The organism is Burkholderia sp. ABCPW 14 (assembly GCF_001523835.1).
Taxonomy (GTDB): domain Bacteria; phylum Pseudomonadota; class Gammaproteobacteria; order Burkholderiales; family Burkholderiaceae; genus Burkholderia; species Burkholderia mayonis.
The window spans coordinates 1-8,791 of the sequence record NZ_LOVS01000049.1; the positions used below are offsets into that span (position 1 = coordinate 1).

Sequence of the window (8,791 nt, forward strand, 5' to 3'; positions counted from 1 at the left end):
TCGCGCCCCGCGTCAATATCCCGCTTCCGACAGGTTCGTCGCTCCTGCAACGTCGATTTTGAAACTTGTGTCATGCCGCCGTTACGTGACGCCGCCGGAAAAGCGCGGATTTTGACCGCCATCGACAGCGGGGAAGATATCAGCGAATATGATGAATGGGAGTCTTGGAACTACCAAGATTTGGCATGGCAATATGCGCGACGCAACAGGAATTTTCAGAAAAAGTGTCTCGCATTGAACGCAAGCGACCCTGACGCAGAACAATGCATGCAAGATATCGCTGACGAGTTTTTCCTCAGACGGTACAAAGATTTTCGCGAAGAAAATCTTGGTCAAGGCGAAGGCATTTCGGCACAGTTTGAAATCTCCCGCGCACCCGATGGCGTTCGGAATTTAAAATTCTCCCGCACCTTAAAACATCATCAGGTCGCCATTACCTTAGACCTTCGATCATCGATATACTCACAAGATGCGCTTCCTCGACAGATCGAATTGGTAACGAAGGCAATTGAGCAACGTGCAACCAATCTTCGAAGGCTATACCCTCAAACCCAACAACTCCCGAGTCCAACCATTAGCCTTGATGATCACCTCCTTCGAATTCGGTGCTTCGACCTAAAGAATTCTGGAGAGAGACGATGGAAAGACATCGGAGAAATTCTTCGCGCAGCCAAGGATCAACGAGACTGCGACACTCTCGGAGAGATTGCGCGAAAGCATCTTTATCCGGAAGCGATTAAGTATATCGAACTTGGTTACGTTGCACTTGTGACATCGAAATCAACAAGAAGCAAAATACCAAAGAGCGGAAATTAAACCACAGCACGACAAATCAGCATAGCACGGCAGGCGGAAGAAATATTTTAAAAAACCTCTTCCGCCACCTTAGATCAAGCACGCAAGCCGACCACCACACTCCCCGGAAACAAAAGATCGACAAAAACACTCCACCAAAATATCTTTCGACACCCAATGCGGAGCAAAGACATCAAAATAATAATTCCGCAGGAGTGTTTTCGTTAAAAAATTCCCACCGAGCCAAGCATCTGAGTCGCTGGCAGAATCGTTTCATCACCAATCAATTCGAGGGAACGATGAGCGACCTTTCAAACACCGACAGTTCAATCCAGCTGGTCGATCGCACGACTGTTGAAAAAATGACAAGCCTGTCGAAAACGCAAATCTACGCACTCATGCAAGAAGGCAAGTTCCCACGCCAAATCAATTTGTCCGCACGCAGCGTCGCATGGATTTTGGCCGAGATTACTCAATGGATCAACGATCGCAAACGTGATCGCGATATCAAATACTCGCGCACCGATTCACAGTAATACATAACCTCCATCATCATTTTGACATTCTTGGTCGATCATCAACATGGAAAATATTTACAGCAAAATTCTTTCCGGCGATTTCCAGGTCAACATCGATACCGTAGCATTTTCCGTTACTGGCATTGACGTTGATATCCCTGATACGCTATCCGCCTTGATTGTTACACCAGATGGCGAAATCATTCAAAAGCGATCCAATCGTAAAGCGATGATTTCAATTGATGGCGGCTCAGCAATGCACATTCGTCATCGCTCGTCGCCAAATTCCCCATCAGGCGAATTGACGATAGAAGGTTCTCCGTACGCATACTTTTACGGCCAAAACGTATGGACGTCGGATGACATGACAGATGCAACTCTTCCAGTTATCTTCGATATCTGCGAGACGCTTCATTTCAAGCCCGACAAGAACACGCAAAAGAAGTGGCGCGACGGCGATATCGAACTTCATCGCGTCGATTTAGCAGTAAATTTCCAAGTTGACTCAGTAAATCAAGTTGATTCTGCATTAACGCAACTGAAGTATCTGCTGGCCGCACAGCGCTGCCAGTGTCATCTTCACGAACGCTACGCCGCACTATCCCCTAAAAATAGCAAGGAGTATTCAGTCGTTGCCTATGCCAAAGGCCCACAAATGCGTGCGAAGAAATCCAAATTCCATGATGACCCTCTTTACGAGCGCCTCGTTATCGCCTGCGAATCCTTGCTTCGCGTTGAAGTTCGCTTGAGAAGATCGGAACTGCGCAAGCTCGGCCTGCCACGTGTTTGCGACTGGACGGACGACACTGCGAAAAAGGTGTTCCGAGATTACTTTAGTCGGCTTCCGTTGACGGGAATTTCGTATGGCCCATTGTCAGAGTTTTGTTTTGAAGAAATTGACGATCGCATGCGGCCTGTTCTCGCTCTTCACATGCTAGGTGCCGACTGGCGGATGTTCTATGCAGATGTGACACGTGCACGCCATAAGAGCTATTTTCGGAAGCGTGGCATCAATCTAGACTGCCCGCATCAGTTGGGGCGAGAAGTACCACTCGCTGAAATTCTCAGCCGAAAAGGCGCTATTGCCCGCACGCCGACGTGGCTGATTGATGCTGGCATGGCCCCGAAGCCTCGTCGCTAGACGGATCGGCGCTGCCGTCGTCACGCTCGACGGCGTATTTCATTCAATCCGACGCGCCCGTGCTCTCCGCGAGCACCGGGCGCATTTCTTATGCTGATGCGCCGCAGATGCACATTAGCCTGTCCGGTACCCCAACGTTTCGAGTCGTTCGCAATACAATGGGTCGCCGCACCTTGTCCGAACGCATCGCGCACATTTGGACAACCGACAGCCGCAGGGGTACAAACAGGGGTACCAGCGTTGCTGGCACGCCACGAACCCCTTAAATATCAATGAATTAGCAAGGTTATTTCGTTCAGGCCCTGGCACCAGACAGACATCGAAGCATCGCGCACAACGCGCCGATGCTCACACGCGGCAAAGGCTGTCCGACGAGCACGCTCCTCGCCGCCGGCCACCGCAATCGAGCCCCGCCTGATACCAGCAGCGCGGGGCTTTTTCATTTGAACTCGCCGCGGCTCGCCTATCTCGCCGCCATTCGAGCGCCCGCCCCTTCCGCCTCCCCCGATTCGCGAACATTCGGCGCCGCTGGCGTGCCGCTGTCGGAAAAACCGCGATCACACCCGGAAGCGACGTCCCGCACATCGAGGAAAGTTGCACCATATGAAAACATCAATAATGAATCAGAAAAATCGTTACAATCACTCCACAAATTTATGAAATGCAATAGATGCAACGCATTGTTTTATTTCTTCAAAACGCCCTGACGCTCAAGGGCATCCTGCTGACGCTGGCCGGCCTCGTCCTGGTCGGCGGCCTGGCGTATGCGATCCGATCGATCCGCCTCTTCATGAAGATCGGCAACGACGAGTAAGTCCTCGCTAACGGTCGGATCTCGTTCGCGTCGAGCCGCGCGCCGCAAACCGCCATCGCCGTGTCCGACGCGCCTCGGTCGCGCCCCCGACCACTTCCCATCCGCCGCGAGCTCTGGCGCAATCGCCGCTACTACCCAGCGCCGCCCTCTCGCACGCCCTCCTCGTTGCTCACGACGACGAGCACCTCCGCCTGCGTCGCGCCGACACTACGCATCCGGTGCGGAATCAGCGCGTTGAAATAGACGGAATCGCCCGTCTTGAGCTTGATCGTCTCGTTCGGGAATTCGATCTCGACGCTCCCCTTGTGGACGAACAGCATCTCTTCGCCTTCGTGCTCGCGAAACGCCGAGCTCACGTAATCGCGCGGCGGATGCACGATGAACGGCAGCAGCCTCTTCGGCGCGACGCCCGCCGCGATGCTCTCGTACGTGCGTGCGCGCGCGCTCGCCCCGCTGCCCATCGACGTGCGCTCCGACGCGCGCGTGACCGTGATCAGCTCGCGGTCGCGGCTATCCGAGAACAGTCGCTCGACATCGACCTGCAGCGCCTTCGACAACTTGAGCGCCACCGCGATCGACGGCACGCTGATGCCGCGCTCGACCTTCGACAAATAGCTCTTCGTGAGGCCGGTCGCTTCGGCCAGTACGTCGAGCGTCCATCCTTTCTGCTTTCTCAGGAGCTTGAGACGAATCGTCATGACGGCAGGTGTCTTTTGAAAAACCGATTGTATCGTATGACACTGAGTGTCCTATAATCGACTTCGTGTTTTCAGTGTCCGCAGCGGCGCACTGCACGCACACCCGTTCATATCGTGGAGGTTGCATGATAGACACATTGAAGATGCCCAAGACCGAGCTCGTCGCGCTGGCGCAGCAGCGTCTCGACAACGAAGTCAAGGACAGCGGCTGGACCGCGCGCCAGAAGCTCGCGCTCACATGTCGAATCCTGTTCGACGACGGGCACGACTCCGGCCTCGCCGGGCAGATCACCTGCCGCGCCGACGCGCCGAACACGTATTACACGCAGCGCCTCGGGCTCGGCTTCGACGAGATCGCCGAATCGAATCTGCTGCAGGTCGATCAGGATCTCGAAGTGATCGGCGGCCAGGGCATTCCGAATCCCGCGAATCGCTTTCACACGTGGATCTATCGCGAACGCCCCGACGTCAACTGCATCATCCACACGCATCCGGCGCACGTCGCCGCGCTGTCGATGCTCGAGGCTCCGCTCGTCGTATCGCACATGGACACGTGTCCGCTCTACGAAGACTGCGCGTTTCTGGAGGATTGGCCGGGCGTGCCCGTCGGCAACGAGGAGGGCGAGATCATCTCGAAGGCGCTCGGCGACAAGCGCGCGATCCTGCTGTCGCATCACGGGCAGCTCGTCGTCGGCGCGACGATCGAAGAGGCGTGCATGCTCGCGATCCTGATCGAGCGCGCGGCGCGGCTGCAACTGATGGCGACGGCGGCCGGCGCGATCAAGCCGATTCCGCCCGCGCTCGCGATGGAAGCGCACGACTGGATCTCGACGCCGAAGCGCGACGCGGTGACGTTCGCGTATTACGCGCGCCGCGCGCTGCGCCAGCATCCCGACTGCCTGGGCTGAGCCGTCGGCTCGTCCACTCGTCAGACCGGCAACATCGAACTTTCCGGAGCACCCCAACCCATGTCCAATGCACTGCATGGCGTCATCGCCTATCCCGTCACGCCGTTCTCGTCCGACGGCCGGGTCGATACGGGCGTCCTCGGCGCGCTCATCGAACGCCTGATCGCAAGCGGCGTACACGGCATCGCGCCGCTCGGCAGCACGGGCGAGAGCGCCTATCTGTCCGACGCCGAATGGGAGGCCGTCGCCTCGGCATCGATTCTGGCCGTCGGCCGCCGCGTGCCGACCGTCGTCGGCATCTCGGACCTGACGACCGCGAACGCGGTGCGTCGCGCGAAATTCGCCGAGCGCGCGGGCGCCGATGCGGTCATGGTCCTGCCCGTGTCGTACTGGAAGCTCGACGACGAAGAGATCGTCGGCCACTACCGCGCGATCGGCGACGCGATCGGCATTCCGATCATGCTCTACAACAACCCGGCGACGAGCGGCATCGACATGTCGCCCGAGCTGATCGCGCGCATCTTCCGCACGGTCGACAACGTGACGATGGTCAAGGAGAGCACGGGCGACATCAAGCGGATGCATCGGCTCGCGCAACTGGGCGAAGGCGCGATTCCGTTCTACAACGGCAGCAATCCGATGGCGCTCGCCGCGCTCGCGGCAGGTGCGGCCGGCTGGTGCACCGCTGCGGCGAACCTGAACGCGCGCTTGCCGCTCGCATTGCATGCGGCGATGCGCGCGGGCGATCTCGGTGCGGCCCGCGACGTCTTCCACCAGCAATTGCCGCTCTTGCAGTTCATCGTCGCCGGCGGCCTGCCGGTCACGGTGAAGGCGGGCCTGCGGCTCGCGGGCTTCGACGCGGGCGAGCCGAGAAAGCCGCTGCGACCGCTCGGCGAAGACAAGACACGCGCGCTCGCGGCGATCCTCGACGCGCTGCGCGACGTAAAGCGCGCATGAGCGGATCGGCACACGTGCATTCGACGAACGCGAAACTCGATGCGCTGCTGATCGGCGCGATTCGTCCGTTCGCGGACACGCCGCATTCGAGCGCGATCCACAAGCAGCCGGTGCGCGAGCGGCTGTGGCTCGGACGAACCGGGTTCGCAGGCGACGAGCAGGCCGATCGCAAGCACCACGGCGGCCCGGACAAGGCGGTCCATCACTATGCGTGCGATCACTATCCGCTCTGGGCGGCCGAGATCGGCCCGCGCGACGTGCTCGCGCGGCCGGGTGCGTTCGGCGAGAACCTGTCGACGCGCGGCGTCACCGAGCGCGACGTCTGCATCGGCGACGTCTTCACGCTCGGCGGCGCGACGCTGCAGGTATCGCAGTCGCGGCAGCCGTGCTGGAAGCTCAACGTGCGCTTCGGATTCCCGAAGATGTCCGCGCGCGTCCAGCAAAGCGGGCGAACCGGCTGGTACTACCGCGTGCTCGATGAAGGATGGGTCGAGCCCGACGGCGAGCTCGCGTTGCGCGAACGGCCGCATCCCGAATGGCCGCTGTCGAGCGTGCTCGACGTGCTGTACCGGCGCACGCTCGATGCCGGCGCGCTCGAAGCGCTGTCGGGCATCGACGCGCTGCCGCCGTCATGGCGGCAGTTGTTCGCGCGGCGCCTGAAGGCGGGCGCGGTCGAAGACTGGACGAAGCGACTCGACGGATGACGCCACCGCACGGCACACGGCGGCAGGCGCGAATCGATCGGCGCGCGCCCGCCGCCCGCCCTTCTCATTCGCGCGCGCAGAACGTCGCGATCGCTTCGGCGACCTGAGCAGCCGCTTCGCGCTGCGGAAAATGGCCGATGCCGTCGAGCACGATGCGCTCGTAGCGTCCGGAGAAAAAACGCTCGCGCGACGCGGAGCCGTCCGGATGATTGCAGGTGTCCGCGCCGCCGTGCAGCACGAGCGTCGGCACGGCCAGCACGGGCGCCGGATTCAGGCGCGCTTCGTCGGCCACATAGGCGGCGTCGCCGTTCGCGATGCCCCAGCGGTGCCGGTACGAATGCAGCACGACGTCCGCCCAGTCGGGTGCGTTGAACGCGTCGGCCGCCTCGTCGAAATCGGCTTGCGCATACCAGCCGGAAGGCGCCCACGTATCCCACATCGCGCGCGCGAATGCCCGGCGGTCGTCGCGCACCGCCCGCTCGCCGCGCGGCGTCGCCATGAACCAGTGATACCAGTAATTGCGCGCCTGCTGCAGCGACAGCGGCTGATTCGGATCATTCGTGCCGTAGCCGACCGACAGCATCACGAGATGCGATGCGACGCGTTCGCGCAGCCCGCACGCGTTCGCGACGGCGCGCGCGCCCCAGTCGTGTCCGACGAACACCGGGCGTTCGAGCCGCAGCGCGTCGACGAAATCGAGCAGGTCGCGCCCCAGCGCGGCGAGTTGCCCGCTGCGCGGCGTCGCCGCGTCGCGAAAGCGGGTCGGCGCGAAACCCCGCAGCGCCGGCGCGAGCACGCGATAGCCGGCGTCGGCGAGCGCCGGCGCGACCGCTTTCCAGCATGCCGGACTGTCCGGCCAGCCGTGCAGCAGCACGGCGGTGCGCGCACCCGCGGGGTTCCATTCGAGATACGCGACGTCCAGCAAGGGAGTCGTCGCAAACGCATAGTCGGACATCGTGGTCTCCGTCGATCGACAAGTCACGTCGATCGTAGACCGATCGATCATCACGATTCACAAAGAATCATCGTCTATTATTCGGATATCTCGTTGAATTGATTGCCCATATGGATACGCGGCCGGATTCGGCATCGATGTCGCTCGACATCGTGCTGCTGCGCACCTTCCTCGAAGTCGTCGAGCGTCACAGCTTCGCCCTCGCCGCCGAGCGCCTCGCGCTCACGCCGTCCGCGGTCAGCGGGCACATCAAGCGGCTCGAGCAGGCGGCGGGCGTCGGGCTGCTCGCCCGCACGACGCGGCGCGTCGAGCTCACGCAAGCCGGCGAGACGCTGTATGCGTATGCGCGCAACATCGTCGAGATGGAACGCGAAGCGCGCGCGCGGCTGCGCGGCTCGCCGCTGCACGGCCGGCTGCGCGTCGGTGCGTCCGAGGATTTCGCGGGCGCGTGGCTGCCGCAGGTACTGCACGCGTTTCGTCGCCGGCATCCGCGGGCGACGGTCGAGCTGAAAGTCGGCATCACCTCGGATCTGCTGCGCCAACAGGCATCGGGCCGCGTCGACGTCGTGTTCGGCAAGCGATGCAGCCGAGTCGACGAAGCCGGCGAGCTGTTGTGGGAAGAGCCGCTCGTGTGGACATACGCGTCGGACGCCGCGCTCGACGCGGCCGGCACGCTGCCGCTCGCGCTCTTTCCGGAGCCGTGCGTCTATCGCGAAGCGGCGATCGCCGCGCTGAGCGGCGCGCAGCGTCTTTTTCGCATCGTGTTCGAAAGCGGCAGCATGGCGGGCTGCGTGTCGGCGGCGCTTGCGGGGTTCGCCGTCACCGTCGTCGCACGCAGCCAGCTACGCGACGGCTTGCGCGAATGCGGATCGGAAGACGGGCTGCCCGCGCTGCCCGCCGCGCGCTTCTACGCGTTCTCGCGCCAGTCGACGCCCGCGAGCGCCGCGTTGATCGACGCGGTGCGGGAAACCGGGCGCCGCAACCGGTTCGTGCCGACGAATTGACTCGCCCATGCGGACGAAAGCGCATCGACCGCGACGTCCGTCTCGGCAATGAATCGCCCATGCGGAGCGCGCCGAGAGCGAAGCGCGATCGGCAGTGAATCGATGAGAATCCGCGAATATGAAAATAAGAAGACCGTGCAAATTAAAAAAACAAGTCACGGATATACTAGGGAAATTCTGCACAACTAGCCTTCGCGAGTGCTTGCCATGAATCGTCGAGGCAGCGAGCATGTAGCCCATGAAACAAACTGACCTTGGACTGAACTTGTCGACGAAGCGCACGCGCAAGCGGGAATT

General features: G+C 61.0%; 10 protein-coding genes. 8 read left to right on the top strand and 2 right to left on the bottom strand.

Annotated features, from left to right (window positions below; translation table 11 throughout):
- The 4 genes from WS62_RS36045 to WS62_RS37305 all read left to right on the top strand — a co-directional run.
- On the top strand, nt 1-816 hold an 816-nt coding region (locus WS62_RS36045), incomplete at its 5' end, for a hypothetical protein (RefSeq protein WP_231748214.1).
- 278 nt (nt 817-1,094) lie between these two features.
- Nucleotides 1,095-1,331: a helix-turn-helix transcriptional regulator gene (locus tag WS62_RS32790; protein ID WP_059734245.1), complete on the top strand. Its 237-nt coding sequence runs from the start codon at nt 1,095-1,097 to the stop codon at nt 1,329-1,331.
- A 46-nt stretch (nt 1,332-1,377) separates the two neighbouring features.
- Nucleotides 1,378-2,454 (top strand): phage/plasmid replication protein, II/X family, encoded by a 1,077-nt coding sequence (locus WS62_RS32795; RefSeq protein ID WP_082720749.1) that lies wholly within the window; start codon nt 1,378-1,380, stop codon nt 2,452-2,454.
- Nucleotides 2,455-3,124: 670 nt separating this feature from the next.
- Nucleotides 3,125-3,268, top strand: coding sequence for a hypothetical protein (locus tag WS62_RS37305; RefSeq protein ID WP_197422775.1), 144 nt, complete (start codon nt 3,125-3,127; stop codon nt 3,266-3,268).
- A gap of 131 nt (nt 3,269-3,399) precedes the next feature.
- On the opposite strand, the gene WS62_RS06400 is transcribed toward WS62_RS37305, so the two are convergent.
- Complete coding sequence (locus WS62_RS06400) at nt 3,400-3,966, bottom strand: helix-turn-helix domain-containing protein (RefSeq protein WP_066569154.1); 567 nt, start codon at nt 3,964-3,966, stop codon at nt 3,400-3,402.
- Nucleotides 3,967-4,091: 125 nt separating this feature from the next.
- On the opposite strand from WS62_RS06400, the gene WS62_RS06405 reads away from it, so the two are divergent.
- The 3 genes from WS62_RS06405 to WS62_RS06415 are packed head-to-tail and all read left to right on the top strand — an operon-like array spanning nt 4,092 to nt 6,535.
- Nucleotides 4,092-4,874 (top strand): aldolase, encoded by a 783-nt coding sequence (locus WS62_RS06405; RefSeq protein WP_066569156.1) that lies wholly within the window; start codon nt 4,092-4,094, stop codon nt 4,872-4,874.
- Nucleotides 4,875-4,934: 60 nt separating this feature from the next.
- Nucleotides 4,935-5,831: a dihydrodipicolinate synthase family protein gene (locus tag WS62_RS06410; protein WP_066569159.1), complete on the top strand. Its 897-nt coding sequence runs from the start codon at nt 4,935-4,937 to the stop codon at nt 5,829-5,831.
- Nucleotides 5,832-5,845: 14 nt separating this feature from the next.
- Nucleotides 5,846-6,535, top strand: coding sequence for an MOSC domain-containing protein (locus WS62_RS06415; protein ID WP_082720750.1), 690 nt, complete (start codon nt 5,846-5,848; stop codon nt 6,533-6,535).
- 64 nt (nt 6,536-6,599) lie between these two features.
- Here WS62_RS06415 and WS62_RS06420 read toward each other — a convergent pair whose 3' ends face one another.
- The gene (locus WS62_RS06420) at nt 6,600-7,490 is read right to left on the bottom strand and encodes an alpha/beta fold hydrolase (RefSeq protein WP_066569165.1); all 891 of its coding nucleotides are present in this window, start codon (nt 7,488-7,490) and stop codon (nt 6,600-6,602) included.
- Nucleotides 7,491-7,600: 110 nt separating this feature from the next.
- Here WS62_RS06420 and WS62_RS06425 point away from each other — a divergent pair, with 110 nt between their 5' ends.
- Nucleotides 7,601-8,494, top strand: a complete 894-nt coding sequence (locus WS62_RS06425) for a LysR family transcriptional regulator (protein ID WP_066569166.1) — start codon at nt 7,601-7,603, stop codon at nt 8,492-8,494.
- Nucleotides 8,495-8,791 lie beyond the last annotated feature (297 nt).